We start from the raw sequence: 17,099 nt of genomic DNA, 5'->3' as shown, positions 1-17,099 counted from the left end.
GGCCAAGGCTCGGCCGCGACGGGCGGTACTACCCTGCTGGGAGTGCGGCTCGTCCGGGGGCGACGGGGCGGGGTTACGGGGGAAGGTGCGGGTGCCATGCGGCCGCTCGATGTCGATGAACCCACTGTCGTGGGGCCCTACCGGCTGCTCGGCCGGCTCGGCTCCGGCGGGATGGGCCGCGTCTACCTGGGCCGCAGCGCGGGCGGCCGTACCGTCGCGGTCAAGATCGTGCACCCGCACTTCGCGCTCGACGAGGAGTTCCGCGCCCGGTTCCGGCGCGAGGTGGAGGCGGCGCGGCGGGTGGGCGGCGCGTACACGGCCCCGGTCCTCGACGCCGACCCGGACGCCCCTGTCCCGTGGGTCGCGACCGGTTACGCCGCAGGCCCCACGCTGACCGCGGCGGTCACCGACACGGGCGCCCTCGCGGACCACTCGGTACGCGTCCTCGGCGCCGGCCTCGCCGAGGCGCTGGCGGCGGTGCACGGCCTGGACCTGGTCCACCGGGACGTCAAGCCGTCGAACGTGCTGCTGACCCTCGACGGACCCCTGCTCATCGACTTCGGCATCGCCCGCGCGACCGACGGCACGGCGTCCCTCACCTCGACGGGCGTCTCCGTCGGCTCGCCCGGCTACATGTCGCCCGAGCAGATCCTCGGCAAGGGCGTCACCGGCGCGGCCGACGTCTTCTCCCTGGGCGCGGTACTGGCGTACGCGGCGACGGGCGCGCCCCCTTTCCCCGGCGACTCCTCGGCCTCCCTGCTCTACAAGGTGGTCCACGAGGAGCCCGAACTGGGCGCGCTCTGCGGCGAGTTGCGGGAGGTGGTGGCCGGGTGCCTCGCCAAGGACCCGTCCGCGCGCCCGTCTCCGGCGGCCCTCGCGACCGCACTGGCCCCGGAAGGCGCGGCACGGCTGGTGGCAGCGGGCTGGCTGCCGGGCCCCTTGGTGGAACAGGTCAGCCGCAGCGCAGTACGGCTGCTGAACCTGGAGGTGGCGGACGGGGCGGCGGAGGCGGCACCGTCGGGGGTGGTGGGGTTCAGCAGCCCTTCGGTGGAGAGCACTTCGGAGGCGAGTGCGGCGGAGGCGAATGCGGGGGCGGGGGCGAATGCGGCGGCGGGGGAGGTGAACGCGGCGGGGGAGGTGAACGCGGCGGCGGGGGAAGGGGCGCCCGGGGTCTTCGGCCCGCCCGACCCCTCCTACGCGTCCTACTCACCCTCCCCACCCTCTTCCCCACCCTCTTCCCCACCCTCCTCCCCATCCCCATCCCCCTCCCCGTACTCGCCCTACGCTCCCGGCGCCCACAACGGGCCGCACACCCCCGCCGCCGGCAAGGTGTCCGTCAGCGTGGCCGCGACCTCCGTGCCGGGTGCGGGCGGCCGCGGACGCAGGCTGAGCTGCACGGTCGCGCTCGCGGTGGCGGGAGCGCTGGCGGCGGTGACGTTCGGCTCGGTGTTCGTGTTCGACCTGATGCCGGGAACCGGAACGGACTCGGACTCGGACGACAGCAGCGACTCGGGGCCCGCGGGCCGACCGCCCGCGACCAGCCCCGGCCCCTCCGACGAGGCGAGCGCGCCCTCGGCCGAGCCCTCCGCCGTGCCCGAGCCCTCCGCCGTGCCCGAGTCCTATCTCGGCACCTGGGAGGGCGACGGCTTCGCCCTCGACGGCAAGCTCCCCATGGGCACGTTCCGGGTGACGGTCCGCCAGGCGGAGAAGGGCGAACGGCTCGGCACGTTCCGCCAGACCGACCTCATCGGCGGCACCTGCGACACCGACCTCTACCTCAAGAAGGTGACGGCCGGACAGCTGATCGCCACGAGCGTGGCCAAGCCGTCCACCACCTCCGAGTGCACAACGGGCCGCCACGAGGTCCGCCTGGTCCCGGCCGACGACGACCTGCGCTACGAGACGGACAACGCGGGGGCGGGGGATCCGGTGGCTCGGATGTCGAAGGTCGGATAGCGGATGGCGGGTGGCGGGTGGCGCGGGGCCGGTCGGCCGCCCGTCCCCGCCCCCGTCCCCGTCCCCGCCCCCATCCCCATCTCCGCCTCCCCAGGCGCCCCGCCCGCCCCGGCGATTACTACTGTGTCTGCGGTAGCGAACGCCATCACGCGAACCGCAGGCATCATCACCGAACACGCGGACTCCGGCCGGCCCCGGCGGGAATCCGGAATCGGTGAATGAACGGGGAAGGCTCGACCATGGAGACACTGCGGCCCGACGATCCACGGGAGTTGGGCAGCTACCGGTTGCTGGGGAGACTCGGCGCGGGAGGCATGGGGCGGGTCTACCTCGCGCGCTCACCGGGTGGTCGCACGGTGGCCGTCAAGGTCGTACGACCGGAGTTGGCCGCCGATCCCGACTTCCGCAACCGCTTCCAGCACGAGGTCGAGACAGCCCGCGCGGTCTCCGGCCGCTACACGGCCCCGGTCGTGGACGCGGCCCCGGACGCCGCACTGCCGTGGCTCGCGACGGCGTATGTCCTCGGCCCTGATCTGACGGACGTCGTGGAGGCGCACGGCGCGCTTCCCGAGCGGACGGTCCGTGCGCTGGGCGCGGGCCTCGCCGCGGCCCTTCAGGAAATCCACGCCGCGGGCCTTGTCCACCGGGACCTCAAGCCCTCCAACGTCCTGCTGGCGGCGGACGGCCCGCGTGTCATCGACTTCGGGATCGCGCGGGCGGTGGACGGCAACCGTATGACGCAGACGGGAGTCGTGGTCGGCTCGCCCGGCTACATGTCGCCCGAGCAGGCCATGGGGCGGGACGTCGGTACCGCCGGTGACGTCTTCTCGCTCGGCGTCGTTCTCGCCTTCGCCGCGACGGGCCGCAACGCCTTCGGCGAAGGCGCCGCCTCACACGCCGCGCTGCTCTACCAGGTCGTCCACGGCGAACCGGATGTCACCGGCGTACCGCAGTCGCTCGTCGGTCTGATCCGCGCCTGCCTGCTGAAGGATCCGGCACAGCGTCCCGCACCCGCCGAGATCGTGGCCGCTCTGGCACCCGGCGGAGTCGAAGGGCTGCTGACCGACTGGCTGCCGTCGGCGGTCGCCTCGACGATCGCGACGCACGCGGCGGGGATCCTGGACCTGGAGGCGCCACAACCGGCAGGACCGGCACAGGCGCCGTCGGCCTCCGGGTTCGGGCCTCCGCCGGCGATGCCGGTCGCGGCACCGGGGTACGCACAGGGCGCCCCTGGCACTTCGCCGTACGGGACCGGTGGGGCCCCCTCCGGCACTGTGCGCCTGGGATCGGGAGACACCGGATCGGCCGCGGCTCCGGCCGCTTCCCGCCGACGGTTCCTCGGTCTCGCCGCGGGCGTTGTCGGGGTGGTCGCGGCAGGCGGCGGTACCGCCTGGTGGCTGAGCGGGAAGGACGGCGAGGCCGAAAAGGACGGGGCGTCGGCGGCGGCCGGAGGCGGAACGGCCGGGGCCGCGGCCGGGGCGGAGACGGAAAACTTCACGACACCGCCGGCGGGTACGGCCCCGCAGCCCCTGTGGCACAAGTCGGTCGCCGAGGACAGCATCGCCACGACCGAGCGATTGCTGACCCACGACGGGCTGCTGTTCATCAGCGGCGACCCGCTGGTGGCGTACGACGTGAAGTCGGGCAAGCAGCGCTGGTCCCGCAAGGACGTGCTGCCGTTCGGCGCTCCGCTGCTGCTCGCCGACGGCAAGCTGTTCATGGCGGACACCGACACGAGCGGCGTGCTCAAGGCACTGGACGCGACGACGGGTGAGGAAGCCTGGCGCAGCCGCCTCGGTGAGGACCTCAAGGTCGAGAGGACGATCGCGATCGACGCGAAGAACGTCTACGTCACGGTGACCGACTACGCCGACTCCCGAAGCGCCACGGACTACCGCACGGGTGTCGCCGCCATCAGCCACACCACGGGCAAGAAGGTGTGGCTGCAGAAGCGCGACTGGGGCACCGACGACTACGACGTCGAGGGAACGGTCTCCGGCAAGCACCTCGTCTACGCCGACTCCAACCGCAACCTCACCGTCCGCGACACGGCCACGGGCACCCAGCTGTGGACGCAGAAGATCGGGGACGACTGGACCTGGCGCCCCACGGTCGCCCCCGGCCCGGGCCTCGTCCTCCTCCCGGGCACCACCCTGGCGGCGATCGACGTCGAAACGGGGAAGTCCCGCTGGACCCTCTCCCCGAACGGCCGTCGCGGCTTCGACAACCCGACGGTCGTCGACGGTGTCCTCTACACCGCCGACCACGACGGCGGCGTATGGGCGGTCGACGTCAAGACGGGCAAGAAGCTCTGGCTCTGCGAGGACCCGGGCGCCGACCAGGCACCCGCCCAGTTCCTCCGGGCGGGCGGCACCCTGTACGGAGCCTCGGCCATGGACGGGGGCGGGGTCTTCGCACTGGACGCGAAGACCGGCCGGGCCCGATGGGTCTACAACGACAACAAGGATCCGGGGGAGCCGTGGCAGGTCACGATCTCCGGGAACCGGCTGCTGGCCACGCATGGGTATGAGGTCTACGCGCTGCCGGCTGTATGAGGGACACCAGACAGTTCGTGCCCTCCGGGCAGTCCTGGAGGACAGGCAGCCCCGGAGGACCGGCGAACCCGAGCGATTGCGATCAGCATGTCCGCAGATTCGACGTCAGCGTACGAAGTCCAGTTCACCTGGACACCTTTCCAGCTTCTCAGCGGCGCGTGGACGAAGCGGCTTGTCGCGTTCCGCGTCGATGAGAGCGGCGTGACCCTGGGGGGCGCGCCCGCGAGATACGCGAGTCAGACCGCCTTCGTTCCCTGGGGAGATGTCGAAGCGGTGGTGCTGTGGCAGCAGGAGACCGCCGCGCCGACGCCGATGCGCTACGTGGGCCTTCGCCGCCGAGCGGGCGCACCTGCTCTGCCCGGGCCCAACTCCGAGCTGACGCGGGAGCGGACCGGCCGACTGGCGGGCCATGTCGATCACGAGGTCTTCCTGGCGAGCAGGCACATCAACCTGTGGACCCTGGACCGCGAGCGCCTGGCCGAGGCCCTGCGCATGTTCGCTCCGACGGTGGCCGTGGAGGAGAACGGGCGCCCCGGCTAGGCCTCCCCGGAATGTGCACAGGCGATGCACCCGAACAGCCGACCAGTGCCAGCTAGGCTCTGGACTGCGTATTTTCAGATCATGACCTGCAGGATCCTAAGGGGAGGGGACACGTCCCGATGCGAGTGCGGGCAACGGTAGTCCGGGAAGGGGTCGCACCACAGGACGCGGTGATCAACGTCGACGACGGTACGACCGCGGCCGAAGTCGCCGCGGCGGTGGAACGGCTCCGTATGCGGGGTGTCCCCGCGTCGTTCGCGGCTCAAGGGGTGGTGACACCTCTCCCTGGTCAAGCCCCCACGTGGCAGCGGCCCGCCGCCGAGGCCGGCCTGTGGGTGGACGGCAGGCTCTGTGCGCCGGAGGCGAAGATCGGCAGCGCGCTGCGGGACGGCGTGCGCCTCACCACCGACGCGTCCGTCGGCCCCTTCATGGTCAGCGGTGAACCCGTCGGCAGGTACGAGGTCACTGTCAGCGGTGGAGCCGGGGCCGGCCGAGTGGCCCGACTCTCCGCCGGGGTCAGCACGATCGGCTCCGCCCCCACCGCCACGCTCTCCGTCGAGGACCCCTGTCTGGCGCAGTTGGCGGCGCGAGTGACCGTCGACGTCAAGGGGCGGGTGGAGATCGCTCCTCATGACGGCGCCGAACTGGTCCTGGACGACGCGCCGGTGTCCGCCCCGCAGGAGTGGCAGCCCGGTGCCCTGCTGAAGTCCGGCGAGTCACTGTTCAGCCTCTCCGAGGTCGGCGAACCCGACGCCCACCTCTCACCCGCGGGAGCGGGCGGTCTCGCCTACAACCGCCCGCCACGCCTGACCTCCCCCAGAGCCAACCCGCGGCTTGTCGTTCCCGCACCGCCGAAAAAGGACGAGGCACAGCGCTTCCAGCTCATCTCGGCGATCCTCCCCCTCTTCTTCGGGGTGGGCATGTACTTCGTCACCAAGATGATCTACATGTTGCTGTTCTGCCTTCTCTCCCCCCTCATGATCTTCGGCCAGTGGATCAGCGACAGGCGTCACGGCAAGAAGAAGTACCGGGCCGCCATGAAGGAGTACCGGAAGGCCAAGGCCGAGCACGAGGCCGAGGTCGTGCGGCTGAGCGAGCTGGACCAGCGACGGAGGCGCGAGGCCTACCCGGATCCGGGCCAGCTCCTGCTGTTCGCCACCGGCCCGCGGCGGCGCCTGTGGGAACGCCGGATCACCGACCCGGACGCGATGCATCTGAGGGTCGGCTTCAGTGATCTCCGTGCGGAGATCGACGTCGCCAACGCCCGCAACGCCGGCTCGGACGCGGAGGAACCGGAGCCTCCGGTGGTGACCGACGTGCCGCTGACGCTGCCCTTCGCGGAACTCGGTGTGGTCGGCATCGCGGGAGACAGGGCGCGGGCGGCGGCCGGCGCCCGCTGGATGACCGCTCAGGCGGCCGTGCTGCACAGCCCTCGCGATCTCTCCCTGGTGGTGCTGTCCTCGACGGCGGACGCGGCGCAGAACTGGAGCTGGGCGCAGTGGCTGCCCCATACGAGCCCTCAGCAGGGCCAGAACTGCGTCGCCCTGATGGGCACCGACGCGGAGTCGATCTCGCGCAGGGTCGCCGAACTCCTCGCGGAACTCACCAGACGGCAGGCGATCGCCAAGGAGAACGGCGGCCTGAACGCCCTGCGTCCTGACGCGCAGGTGCTGCTCGTACTCGACGGCGCCCGGTTGCTGCGCAGGGTGCCCGGTGTTCCCCAGCTGCTCCAGGAGGGGCCGGCTCACGGGATCTTCGCGCTCTGCGTGGACGAGGACGAACGGCTTCTGCCGGAGGAGTGCCGCACCGCGATCTGCTGGACCCCGGAGTCGGCCACCCGGGTCCACCTCCGGGGTTACGGATACGAGGCCGCCGGCGACGTACTGGCGGACCAGGTCTCCATCGCCTGGTGCGAACGCATGGCCCGCGCTCTCGCACCCGTGGTGGACGTGAGCCGTGACGACGCGGACAGCGCACTGCCCACGGCCGCCCGGCTGCTCGACCTGCTGGAGATGCCGAACCCCACGGGCGCCGACATCGCCTCGATCTGGCAGCGGGGCGGGGCGACGACAGCGGCACCGATCGGGCTGGCCGCCGACGGACCCTTCGTTCTGGACATCCGGCGGGACGGGCCGCACGCACTGATCGCCGGTACGACCGGTGCCGGTAAATCGGAGCTGCTGCAGACCATCATCGCCTCGCTGGCGGTGGGCAACACCCCGGATGCCCTCAACTTCGTGCTCATCGACTACAAGGGCGGAAGCGCCTTCCAGGACTGCGCACGGCTGCCGCACACCGTCGGCATGGTCAGTGACCTCGACGCCCATCTGACGGAGCGCGCACTCGCGTCGCTCGCCGCGGAACTCCGGCGCCGTGAGGAGATCCTCTTCGAGGCCGAGACCAAGGACATCGAGGACTACAACGACGCCCGCAGGCTGCGCTCCGAGCTTGAGCCCATGCCGCGGCTCATGCTGGTCATCGACGAGTTCGCCTCGCTGGTCGCGGAGCTGCCCGACTTCATCGCCGGCCTGGTGGACATCGCGAGGCGGGGCCGGTCGCTCGGCGTGCACCTCCTGCTCGCCACCCAGCGCCCGGCGGGTGTGGTCAGCCAGGACATCCGGGCCAACACCAACCTTCGTATCGCGTTGCGCGTCACCAACGGCGAGGAGTCGCGCGACGTCATCGACGCCCCCGACTCGGGCAACATCTCGAAGGCGACACCGGGCCGCTGCTACGTACGGTCCGGAGCCCAGTCACTCGTCGGTGTGCAGTCCGCGCGTATCGGTGGACGGCGGCCCGGCCACGACGCGGCACCCCAGGTCACGTTGAACCTCCTCGACTGGGTGGCCTACGGGCATCCGCCGCCGCGAGCCGCGCAGGCGGACGGCGACGACGGCACGATGGTGACGGACCTGGCCGTGCTGGTGGAGGCCATCGGCGCGGGGGCGCGGCAACTCGGCTGCGCGCAACCCCGCAGCCCGTGGCTGCCACCGATTCCCTCGCAGGTACTGACCTCCGAGCTGCCCGCTCTGCCCGAGGCCGGCCCCGGCGCCGACACGGTCCGCCCCGTGGCCTTCGGGCTCACCGACCTGCCGGCCCAGCAGGCGCGCGCGGCCCTCGCGCTCGACCTGGCCGACGGGGAGCACCTGATGATCGCGGGTGGTCCGCGCTCCGGGCGGTCGACCGCCCTGCGGACCGTCGCGGGGGCACTCGCGCAGAACTGCGCACCGAGCGACGTCCACATCTACGGAATCGACTGCGGAGCCAACGCGCTGCTCCCGCTGACCAGCCTCCCGCACTGCGGTGCGGTCGTCACCCGTGACCAGACGGCACGTGTCGACCGGCTGCTGGGACGCCTTCTCGACGAGGTCACGCGACGACAGATGTTCCTCGCGGAGAAGGGCCAGTCGAGCGCGGCCGAGCAGCGGGCGGCCGCAGGGCCCGAGGACCGCCTGCCGTGGATGGTCGTCCTGATCGACGGGTGGGACGCCTTCCGCCTGGCGTTCGAGAACTACGACTACGGGCGTCTCGTCGAAGCGGCGAAGCGGCTGTTCCGCGAGGGTGCCGCCGTCGGAGTCAAGGTCGTTCTCGCCACGGACCGAAGCGGCCTGATGGGAGAGATCTCCAGCTCCTTCGCCGAACGGCTCGTGCTGAGGCTCGCCGACCCGCAGGACTATTCGTTCGCGGGCATCACACCGAAGGACGTACCCAAGGAGGTGCCGTCCGGCCGGGCTCTCAAGGGGACCGACGACGGGGTGCAGGAGAGCCAGATCGCGCTGCTCGCGGAGAACCCGAGCGGACAGGCGCAGGTGGCGGCACTGCAGGAGATCGCACGGGTGGCGGCGCAGACCTGGGCCCGCCCGGCTCAGCACCAGAGGCCCATCCGGGTCGACGTACTGCCGGCGCGCCTCAAGGCCTCCGAGGTCATGGTGCTGCAGCCCGACTTCGTTCCGCCGTCGGACCTGTGGGCGCTCTTCGCGGCCGGCGGGGACGAACTGGCGCCCCTCGGCATGGACCTGGAGGAGGCGGGACCCGGCTTCGTCATCTCGGGTCCGCCGAAGTCGGGGCGCTCAAGCACCCTGGTGGTGGCGGCGATGTCACTGTTGAGCCGTGGCACCGAGGTCGTCCTGATCACGCCGAGGCGTTCACCCCTGCGAGACCTGGCCTCCGAGCCCGGTGTCCTCGGAACGCTCGACAGCGAGGGTTCGGCGGACGACCTCCAGGCGCTGACGGGCAGTGCGCGGGGGCCGTACGTCATCCTCGTGGACGACGCCGAGTTGATCTACGACACCCCGCTCGACGAGGCCCTTGAGGAGGAACTGCGCCGCGGTATGGACGGCGGTCTCGGCCTGATCATGGCAGGCGCGGTCGACACGTTGTCCTCGCAGTACCGAGGTTCCGTGGTGCAGGCACGCCGTTCGCGCAACGGCCTTCTGCTCTCTCCCCAGGGCACGGCGGACGGCGAGATGTTCAACATCCGCGTCTCGTCGAACAGCGGCGGCGGCCCGACCGGGCGCGGACTGTTCGTCCGGAGCGGGGAGGCCATGCCGGCGCAGGCGGTGCTGCCGGGTTAGCGGCCAGTGGATGGCGACTGACGCGTTCGGGCCGGGCAACCCGTAGGTTGCCCGGCCCGAACGCGTGTGTTCAAAGTGGGGGTCGATTTCCCCCACATCAACGACTATTGACTACTGCTCAACTAGTCATTGATGGTGTCGTTCGCCTGGGCGGCGTCGTTGGTCTCCTTGCGGGCGTTCTCAAGAGACGTGACGAAGTTCTGCAGCTGCGGCTTGAGCTTGTCCCATTCCTCCCGGAATCGGTTGGCTCGGCCACCCTTCCAGAACTCTTCACTGTGACTCGTGCCCGTCGAGATGGCACGAATCAGGTCGTCGAGGTTGCCGTGCTGAGTCTTGAAGGTGGTGGAAAGACTCCGGAGTCGTGTGGTATCTGCGCCCTTTAGCGTCATGACTGCCTCCCCGTGTATCGATAGCCAGACGAACCTTCCGTCCGCCGGGACCCGATGCTATCGCAATGGGTGTAGTCACGTCATCGGCTCAAGGCTCCTTGCTTGCGGTACTGGAAGCTCCTTATTCTTGGTTCCCTGTCGACGATAAAAATTTCCGAACTGCAACTTGATGCCGCACTGGAGGCGCACGTGGGGGATACGAACGAGCAGCCGAAGGTCGATAACCCTTATCGAGCCCAGCTTGAGGTGCTGAAGAGCAATCTCGTGGAGGAGGTCAAAGAGCTAAAAAAATGTCTGAAGACGGCATCTCAGGACGTTGGCGACAAAAAGAAGTCCTGGGTCGGCAAGACGGCCAACAAGTGGCACGACGAAATCGAGGGCAACCGCGGCCGAATGATCAGGGAGATCGACAAGCTCATCCCGGCGGTGCAGCGGAGGATCGACTCCCTGCCGGAGAAGGTGTCGCCGTCCGAGGCGAAGATGATGCGGATGGATTTGCGTTGACGACGCAGAGCAGCGCTGACACTGAACAAACTGTAGCAACTGCACTAATCGGGGGACATTTTCATGGCAGGCGATGAGGACGGGTTCTCCGGTATCGATCCGGAGCAGCTGGCCAGGACGATCCAGTCGCTCCAGAAGGACCAGGAGAAGCTGAAGTCCAGCGCGACGTGGATCAAGTCGAGTTTCGAACGCTACGGCGTCGAAACGGAGCCGTTGACCGAGCTGCTCGCCATCGCCGGCTGGTCCGAGAACCAGCTCCCCATGCTCAGACGCCGACACCACCTTTCCATCGCCGAGGACGAGAAGTACGGCCATGGCTACAAGGGAATGGTACGGATCAAGGAGAGCATGGTCGGCCAGACGAAGCAGTCGGTGGCAAATGGGAAGAAGCTGGGCGACGAGTTCAAGGAAAAGGTGAACAACGGGGAAGATATTACTCCTGAGATGTTCGCCGACTTGCGTGCCAACAAGGCGGACGCCGACTACGTGAAGGCTTTCTATAACGTACTCGGGTCCCAGGGTCTGCTGCAGATGTCCAACGAAATGAGTAACCATTTCAATAATTCTTACAAGGACTATCCTGACCAACGAGAGAAAGATCGTGCGGTCATCGCAGAAACATTCGGAACGTTCACGAAGGTTGCCTTTGAGGAGAAGTCACCCAAGGCTAAGCAGCAGGCATGGAACAAGTGGTTCGATGGCTCCGCAATGGACGAATACGAGGGGTTCCGTCCAGACCGGTTGACTCCGTTGCTCAAGGGAGGTTCGCACGACAAGGATTTTCTTGTGGCCTTCGGCGACCGAGTTTTCAAAAAGAACACGAAAGATGACGAGACGCGCTTCTTCGGAAGCAACGGAATGGGCGAAGGGGAGTGGAGTAAGGATAACTATGCACAGCTCTTTGGTGCGATTTCGCAGAACCCGGAAGCCTCCGGCGAGTGGTTCGACCATAACAGTGAGTTCGCACTGAAAGCACTGTACCCAACGGGTCCATGGAAGGTGGATGAGCCGAAGGAGCGAGGGAAGGCCTTTTTTGAATTGCTCAACTCCGGGTCTGTCGCCTTGAAGCGCTGGAATCCTGCACTGGCGGAGAAGAATACAGCTCGTATCCTGTTTGATAACTATCAGCACAGGAATGGATCCGACACGAAAGGAATGCACCCGATCGAGGGGACTCAGGCTTTCTATGCCAGTATCATCACGGCATATTGGAACGACCTTGAGTACGGTGTCACGTCACCGGTGAGTGACTCGCTTTGGGGAAATGATTACAAAGCCAAGGGTGAAGAATGGAGCCTCAAGGATTTCCTGAAAGGCCAAGATTCTGGCCGCTCTGGCCTAGAGGTGTCCGAAAACCTATGGCGGTCACTGATGGAGGAATCAGCGCGCGACCCCAAGGCGGCGGGCACTCTAAGTGCATTGTTCCAGACATACGACAGGAATTTGGCCATCCGTCACTATGAAACTAAAGAGAGTCGCGAGGAAGCAGATTCCTACGACTCTATGAAGCGCGGCATGATGCAACAGTTCTATGTGACGACTTTCAAGACGGCATCCACAGAACTGAAAATGGATATCGACCGATGGGTCGAAGAGACAAATAATTTCCGAGCAACGGTGATCGACACCACCGCTGGTGTGGCTGCAGCTGGAGCGGGAGGAGCCGGGCTGGCGGGAGTCAAGGGGGCAGCAGTTGGAGTTGCTTATGGTCTTGCGCAAAGCGTCACCACAGGCTGGATCAAAGAATTCGCAAAGGTCGACTCAGGCGACGCTCCCAGAGGCCTCAGAGAACAATTCAAGGGCGTCGAAGAAGCGACGGCTGATTTCTCCTGGCAGGGGGACTATCAGACCAACGCTAAGGCGGCCTGGGCCGCTGGCCAAGTCAAGGAGGTCACGGTCACGAGCAAAGATGAGAAGGGTAATTGGGTCACCGAGGTGCACTCGGGTAATCCTGCAGACTACGCAAAGGGTAGGGGGAATTTCCTGGATGAAAATGGCGACATCAAAAAAGAGTCTAAGATGTCGCAGGCTGAACGCACCGCATACGCCAAGTGGCTGCAAGATGCTGCAGTGGTTGATGCTGTCTGGCCAGAATTCTCGAAGAGCAGGAATGCACGGGACTACGCTGGCCAGGATGAGTGACTCGCGAGCCCCAGAGCTTTTCATCAGAAGTAACTGAGGAGTGTGCAATGATTTTCGTTGAAAAGAAATTCTTTGCTGTCATGTCTATCACTGTGGCTCTGCTGGGTTCAGCAGCGTGCGGAGACAATAACAATGAGGGGGCAGAAGAGAAGCCACTGGCCAAGGCAGAGATTTCTCAGGCAGTGCTGAGGCAGGGGGACGTCCCTGGTTACACCATCCGTGATAACTCGGGTGTCAAGTCCGACCCAACGGCGCGAGCGGCGGAAAAGTCATGCCAGCCGGTTGTTGCCGTGATGGCCCCCACGGCCTCGCGCGATGTCCAACGACTAGCAGTGCGAAGCATTACCAAGACTCCGACTGGTTCCGAGGTGCCAAAGGCGAGCTATCTACTTGTGCTGTCGAGCGCCAATTCGGAGGCGGCTGCAAAGCAGGCTGTTCATGACTTGAGAAGTGCCATATCGGCTTGCAGTTCGGGATTCAAGGTGACGTTTTCTGGGGAGGATTACGCGATTCGTCATATGACGGTCAATGATTCCGGCCTCGGTGAGGAGGGAGTGGACTTCTCACTTGAGTACCAAATGGGGCGGAAGATTCGTTACGCCGTAGTGCAGAACGGGGCGTCGGTGACCAGTGTTTCTGCCTCGGATCAGTCCGAGCGCAATTTCGTTGCCATACCGCAGAAAATCCTTAGCGCGCAGCAGCAGAAGCTGGATAAGGCGGCGGGGTGAGCCTAGGTTTGCTTAGCGCTACTTCGTATTGGGAAGTTGCAACCGAAGTACTGCTGTGCTCCAGTTCTCTGGGTTTTCCCTATCGTTCCCGGACTCGGATTCTACCGCGATGTACAGCGCATCTTCGGAGGTAGCGATAGCCTGCACTCCGGCGATCACAGGAGCCAATTTTCCGGCCTTCACTAGATAGACAAGTTTACCGTTGGTCGATTCATCGATAAGCTTCTTTTGCGAATCGGAAACGACATCACGCCAGCGGAATGGACCTTCTTTCGTAGGCTTGTATTTTGCGCCCCCATCGGAGTAGTACACCTCGCCACGCCCCGGAATGACGGCCAAGTCGCCTCGCGTAGCGTCGGAGATGTTGCGTCGGATCTCCGCATCGAGAGCACGTCCCACACTGTCGAACGGGCCCTTTGTTTCAGCGATCTTCCGGGGTGATTTGGCTGCTACGACAGGGCTCAATGTTCCGTCGTGGTTGATGCGAACAATCCCCGGGCCGTTTCTCCAGTAAAGACCTTCTTTATCAAATGCTAGCCACCCGGAGTTCAGGTTGTCCGTAACCAGTACGTCCGTCGCTTTGGTGCCAGAACTTGGATCGATGCCATTCTTTACTGCCGGATTGGACAACTTGTAGGACTCGCCGGCCGCCGGAGGACGCCCTGCTACCAGCTTGATTGAGTCGCCGTCCAACCTGTGGACGTAGGAGGCATCATCGCCCAAGATCACCTGATCGCCGATGTAGACCGAGCCATCCCTGGCAATGGACACGCCAGTGACTTGCCCGGTGCAAAACTTGCTTACCAATGTTGCTAGTGGCGTGTGTTTTTTGCACCTCGTGTCAATTATCTTGGTTGCCTTCCCCTTTGGGCTGATTTTCCAAAGGTCGCCTGCCGCGAGGTAGACAGACCCGTCGGGTGCCACGGCCGCTTGCTCGGCCTGGGCTTCATTGACGCCGGAGACCGGGATTCGTTCGACAGCGCCGGATGGTTTCTTCCGCCACATCACCATGCCGTCGGTCTCTTGAGTGAACAAATAGACGGTACCGGCGGAGGCGGCAGCGAGACCTTGGTACGTGCCCGGGGTCGCCAACTTGTCACCTCTACCGTTCACATCGGCCCCGCCGCCGAGTATGAAGTCGACATTCACCGGCACGGCGTCGGGACCATCGGATGTCACCCTGTAAATCCCAAATCCGGCAATAGTCAGGGTGGCGATACCGGCGCCGACCATGGTCCGGCGCCGTCGGCGGGACAAGGAGCTGAAGAAGCTCAAGGGACTCCACCTCTCTTCACAGGTTGATACTCGAACTGTGGATCGTGATCCTATTAGCGAGGCCGCAAGCCAGGGTCTGGGACCCGCGCAGCAAGTGGGTTCGGGCTGTGAGGTGTTGCTATCGCGAGGCAGAGAGGTAGAGGTGACGACAACTGCGCCATCCGGGTACCAAAACCGCCGGGGTGCCGTTCACCTACTTCCTGGCCGCCGAGGCATACCGGCAGTGCCGTGCGCCTGGCTGCAGGAACACCAGGTCTGCTACGTCCTTGCCATCGTGAGGGACAAGGTGCCGGCGCTGCCCGACGGCCGCACCCGGCAGCCCGCGAGCTGTGGACGCTGGTAGCCGGGGGGACCTTCGAGCGCCGCTCGTGCGCGGACGGCGCCAAGGGCGCCCTCGCGAGCTTTCTGCCGCAAGGCCGACACTGATGAGGATACCGGCAGCAGGTCCTTCTTATGGCCGATTCGTTGCCATCCCCAAGTCGCTTGACGAAAAGCAGAAGCAGTAGCCTTCCCAATTGTTTAAGTAACCTATTCCTGGAATTGACCTGTTGCGCGTGGGTGCAACTATTCAATCGAAAAATCTGACAACACCGATCCGAGCGACTCTTTTGTCGATCCGGTCGCGTTCCCCTCGGCCATGAGAAGCAGTTCTCCCTTACCGTCTGCTGCTTCTAGATCAGGAGTCGTTGAGATCCTTAGGCGAACCTCCTTTGCTGAGTCTGAGGGTAGTGAGAAGTTGACAACCTCGGTTGCCTCATTTTCCGGGTATCCCGGATCAGAGGTCGGTCCTCGGACAATCGTCGCTAGATCTTTCCATTCCCGGTCGTCCAGCCACTGGGTGCGGAATGCACTTTCCGAGCTGTCGCGCGTTTTGCCGCACTCCCCGCCGGTGCCGTTGATGCACTCCTCATAGGCTTGGACCGCTACTCTTGGATAGTTCATCGTCGATTTGTTGGTAATCTTGAAGCGGAATTCAGACCACGAACCACCTTGATCAAGTGTTGTTGAACGTGGGTTCGCCTCGACGGTGAGCGTGGCTAGGGGTGCTTCGCCGTTGGTCGTTGCGAGTTCCTCCTTCCCGCTGCTTAGTGTGGCTTTGATTGGGATGGATTCGCCTTCTGTCTTCGGGCGCAAGCCCAATGCCATGCGGAGGTGCAGAGTGCTGTTGCCCTTCCGCAATGAAGTGCCGTATGTCCCTGTCAGGGTGCTATCATTTTTTTTTGGTCAGCGTGATCTTTTTCCAGTCGCCGGAATCGTTTCGTCGATGCTCGACAGTAAGGTCGCTTTGTGAGGCTTTGCTCAGCTTGAATTCGAGATCGATGTTGACTGAGGCGCGTGCCGGTCCGGAGTTATCCACGATGAGAGGAAGGTTCCTGGTCTCACCCTGTGAATACTTCGTTGCTGTCGGTAGGCTCATCCGTACAGGGCTGGTAGAGGCACTGGTTGACGTGGAATCTGGAGCAGGTTTTTCTTCTGTCGTGCATCCAGTAACGAATGCAATCAACATCGGAATAACCGCTACCTGCAGGTAGCGAATGGGATCTCCTCCCGAAATATCTGACAGAATTATGGCTACGCACTGCTGCTGGCTATCTTTTGGGTAAGCGCAGCCTGATTTTTTCTGCGCTTCAATTCCCCTGGCTGAACGGAGAAGGGAAACTGAAGCCGCTCAGGGAATCTTCCGTTCGCTCACGGATGAGGAGCCCTTTGCTCGACGCACGATACGTAGTCCCACCGCGTCCTGCTGTTCGACGTCGCTGTCCGTTGCCAGATGGATAGGGACGAACACGACCGCCCAGTAGAAGCCGAAAAGCCAGCGGCCGATGAGGCGGAAGAGGCCGGGGTGGCCGCTGTCGGAGATGCGGACCACCCGTAGGCCCGCCATCAGCTTTCCCAGGCTGGCTCGGGTCGCCAGCGTGAGCAGGACGTGGTTCACGAAGGAGAGGCCCAGGGCCGTGCCGAGCGCCGCACCCCACACCGTGGGGGACTGTGGCCGGAGTTCGACCACTCCGTCGACCACCTTCACGCCGGCCGCGGCTCCGGCGGCGAGGCCGCACAACAGGGCGGCGAGCGCGTCGATGGTCGCCGCGGTGATCCGGCGTGCCGGGGTGGGATCCGGGACGCGAGTGGGGGTGAGGATGCGTTGCTGGTTGGCCACGGCGCTAGCTCCCGGCTCCTGTTTTCTTCTTGTCCGCCTCTTCCTGCTCCACGCGCTTGAGTGCTTTGTCTATCGCGGCGCGTGCGTTGGCCACGGCGTCAGTGATCTGCTTCTTGTGGCCGGACCACTCGCCGCGGAAGCGTTCGCTCTTGGGGCCCGTCCAGGTGTCGGTGCCACAGAGGTGCTGGACGTTGTCGACGGAGCGCTCCAATTCGTCCGCGTACTTCTTGAGGAGACGTACGTCCTCTCGGCAGTCGCTCTCTCTGGACATGTTTCCT

General features: G+C 65.4%; 13 protein-coding genes. 7 read left to right on the top strand and 6 right to left on the bottom strand.

The genetic code is table 11. The features are described from left to right. Positions 1-96 precede the first annotated feature (96 nt). The 4 genes from ACIOKD_RS17200 (at position 97) to ACIOKD_RS17185 (ending at position 9,625) form a co-directional block, all read left to right on the top strand. Positions 97-1,956, top strand: coding sequence for a serine/threonine-protein kinase (locus tag ACIOKD_RS17200; protein ID WP_402084149.1), 1,860 nt, complete (start codon positions 97-99; stop codon positions 1,954-1,956). Positions 1,957-2,195: 239 nt separating this feature from the next. Continuing rightward, positions 2,196-4,511, top strand: a complete 2,316-nt coding sequence (locus ACIOKD_RS17195) for a PQQ-binding-like beta-propeller repeat protein (protein WP_402084147.1) — start codon at positions 2,196-2,198, stop codon at positions 4,509-4,511. Positions 4,512-4,712: 201 nt separating this feature from the next. Continuing rightward, the gene (locus ACIOKD_RS17190; protein ID WP_402084144.1) at positions 4,713-5,051 is read left to right on the top strand and encodes a hypothetical protein; all 339 of its coding nucleotides are present in this window, start codon (positions 4,713-4,715) and stop codon (positions 5,049-5,051) included. Positions 5,052-5,170: 119 nt separating this feature from the next. Further along, positions 5,171-9,625 carry an FtsK/SpoIIIE domain-containing protein gene (locus tag ACIOKD_RS17185; RefSeq protein WP_402084141.1) on the top strand — a complete coding sequence of 1,485 codons (4,455 nt, stop codon included), beginning with the start codon at positions 5,171-5,173 and terminating at the stop codon, positions 9,623-9,625. A 122-nt stretch (positions 9,626-9,747) separates the two neighbouring features. Here the strand turns inward: ACIOKD_RS17185 and ACIOKD_RS17180 are convergent, their stop codons facing one another. Then, on the bottom strand, positions 9,748-10,014 hold the full coding sequence (locus ACIOKD_RS17180; RefSeq protein WP_402084138.1) for a WXG100 family type VII secretion target: 267 nt from the start codon (positions 10,012-10,014) through the stop codon (positions 9,748-9,750). Between the two features lie 102 nt (positions 10,015-10,116). Between ACIOKD_RS17180 and ACIOKD_RS17175 the strand changes: the two genes are divergently transcribed. The 3 genes from ACIOKD_RS17175 to ACIOKD_RS17165 all read left to right on the top strand — a co-directional run bounded on the left by ACIOKD_RS17175 (position 10,117) and on the right by ACIOKD_RS17165 (position 13,388). After that, positions 10,117-10,518 (top strand): hypothetical protein, encoded by a 402-nt coding sequence (locus ACIOKD_RS17175; protein WP_402084136.1) that lies wholly within the window; start codon positions 10,117-10,119, stop codon positions 10,516-10,518. A gap of 63 nt (positions 10,519-10,581) precedes the next feature. Then, positions 10,582-12,660 carry a hypothetical protein gene (locus tag ACIOKD_RS17170; RefSeq protein ID WP_402084134.1) on the top strand — a complete coding sequence of 693 codons (2,079 nt, stop codon included), beginning with the start codon at positions 10,582-10,584 and terminating at the stop codon, positions 12,658-12,660. A gap of 47 nt (positions 12,661-12,707) precedes the next feature. Beyond that, entirely contained in the window at positions 12,708-13,388 is a 681-nt protein-coding gene (locus tag ACIOKD_RS17165) for a hypothetical protein (RefSeq protein ID WP_402084131.1), read from the top strand. Positions 13,389-13,406: 18 nt separating this feature from the next. On the opposite strand, the gene ACIOKD_RS17160 is transcribed toward ACIOKD_RS17165, so the two are convergent. The 5 genes from ACIOKD_RS17160 to ACIOKD_RS17140 form a co-directional block, all read right to left on the bottom strand. Next, positions 13,407-14,663 carry a hypothetical protein gene (locus ACIOKD_RS17160; RefSeq protein WP_402084129.1) on the bottom strand — a complete coding sequence of 419 codons (1,257 nt, stop codon included), beginning with the start codon at positions 14,661-14,663 and terminating at the stop codon, positions 13,407-13,409. Between the two features lie 564 nt (positions 14,664-15,227). Continuing rightward, a complete protein-coding gene (locus ACIOKD_RS17155) occupies positions 15,228-15,809 on the bottom strand; it encodes a hypothetical protein (RefSeq protein WP_402084126.1) in 582 nt (193 codons plus the stop codon). Positions 15,810-15,873: 64 nt separating this feature from the next. After that, complete coding sequence (locus ACIOKD_RS17150; RefSeq protein WP_402084123.1) at positions 15,874-16,170, bottom strand: hypothetical protein; 297 nt, start codon at positions 16,168-16,170, stop codon at positions 15,874-15,876. 162 nt (positions 16,171-16,332) lie between these two features. Further along, positions 16,333-16,821, bottom strand: a complete 489-nt coding sequence (locus ACIOKD_RS17145) for an RDD family protein (RefSeq protein WP_402084121.1) — start codon at positions 16,819-16,821, stop codon at positions 16,333-16,335. Positions 16,822-16,825: 4 nt separating this feature from the next. Beyond that, complete coding sequence (locus ACIOKD_RS17140) at positions 16,826-17,092, bottom strand: hypothetical protein (protein ID WP_402084119.1); 267 nt, start codon at positions 17,090-17,092, stop codon at positions 16,826-16,828. Positions 17,093-17,099: the final 7 nt, after the last annotated feature.

Origin of the sequence: Streptomyces sp. NPDC087844, from assembly GCF_044742785.1 — a bacterium.
Classification (GTDB): Bacteria; Actinomycetota; Actinomycetes; order Streptomycetales; family Streptomycetaceae; genus Streptomyces.
The sequence above is the reverse complement of the archived record's forward strand: the minus strand, read 5'-3'. Positions and strand labels throughout refer to the sequence as shown.

Bases quoted from the DNA above. Each gene is read 5' to 3' on its own strand.
- ACIOKD_RS17185 (WP_402084141.1), top strand. From the start codon at position 5,171: ATGCGAGTGCGGGCAACGGTAGTCCGGGAAGGGGTCGCACCACAGGAC.
- ACIOKD_RS17165 (WP_402084131.1), top strand. From the start codon at position 12,708: ATGATTTTCGTTGAAAAGAAATTCTTTGCTGTCATGTCTATCACTGTG.
- ACIOKD_RS17195 (WP_402084147.1), top strand. From the start codon at position 2,196: ATGGAGACACTGCGGCCCGACGATCCACGGGAGTTGGGCAGCTACCGG.
- ACIOKD_RS17140 (WP_402084119.1), bottom strand. From the start codon at position 17,092: ATGTCCAGAGAGAGCGACTGCCGAGAGGACGTACGTCTCCTCAAGAAG.
- ACIOKD_RS17155 (WP_402084126.1), bottom strand. From the start codon at position 15,809: ATGGCATTGGGCTTGCGCCCGAAGACAGAAGGCGAATCCATCCCAATC.
- ACIOKD_RS17150 (WP_402084123.1), bottom strand. From the start codon at position 16,170: ATGTTGATTGCATTCGTTACTGGATGCACGACAGAAGAAAAACCTGCT.
- ACIOKD_RS17200 (WP_402084149.1), top strand. From the start codon at position 97: ATGCGGCCGCTCGATGTCGATGAACCCACTGTCGTGGGGCCCTACCGG.
- ACIOKD_RS17170 (WP_402084134.1), top strand. From the start codon at position 10,582: ATGGCAGGCGATGAGGACGGGTTCTCCGGTATCGATCCGGAGCAGCTG.
- ACIOKD_RS17180 (WP_402084138.1), bottom strand. From the start codon at position 10,014: ATGACGCTAAAGGGCGCAGATACCACACGACTCCGGAGTCTTTCCACC.